The sequence below is a fragment of the Proteus sp. fly-1067 genome (assembly GCF_040139345.1).
GTDB lineage: Bacteria > Pseudomonadota > Gammaproteobacteria > Enterobacterales > Enterobacteriaceae > Proteus > Proteus vulgaris_B.
The window spans coordinates 1-549 of record NZ_JBEEUL010000224.1 but is presented as its reverse complement, the minus strand read 5'-3'; the positions used below and the strand labels follow the sequence as shown (position 1 = coordinate 549).

The 549-nt window shown below is 38.8% G+C and carries 1 protein-coding gene and 1 pseudogene; both read right to left on the bottom strand.

Features of this window, described 5'->3' with window-relative positions; all coding sequences use genetic code 11:
- A pseudogene (gene gidB, locus ABN217_RS20115) lies at positions 1 to 131 on the bottom strand (16S rRNA (guanine(527)-N(7))-methyltransferase RsmG); the annotation flags it as partial.
- Positions 132 to 133: 2 nt separating this feature from the next.
- A partial coding sequence (locus tag ABN217_RS20110; protein ID WP_502935148.1) for a tRNA modifying enzyme MnmG family protein occupies positions 134 to 549 on the bottom strand: 416 nt, incomplete at its 5' end.

Genomic DNA, 549 nt, shown 5'->3' with positions numbered 1-549 from the left:
GATGTCAAATTATAAGCTTTGTTCCACTTATGTAATAGTTGAACATATCCGACAAGTTGTTGTAATTGCTTCTCTGTCAGTTCAATAGTAGCTTGTTTTGCTAAACGACTTAGTTGTACTAATAAACTCATCGTTAAGCGCTCCTACGCAACATACCTTGTTTTTTCAACCAGACAAGCAAAATAGAAATAGCCGCTGGTGTGATCCCTGAAATTCGAGATGCTTGGCCAACCGATGTTGGTTTATGATCATTCAATTTAGCCATAACTTCATTCGATAAACCTTTCACTTGCTTATAATCAAGGTCAACAGGCAGTAACGTATTTTCATTGCGTAATTGACGCTCGATCTCTTCTTGCTGACGAGCGATATAACCTTCATATTTGACTTGGATTTCTACTTGATCGGCAGCTTGAGGATCGGTAATACCAGGAGCAAAACGACTGAGCGATATTAGTGTTTGGTAATCCATCTCAGGGCGACGCAATAAATCTTCCCCATTTGCTTCCTTAGACAAAGGAACTGACAATATTTGGTCAATTTCATCAT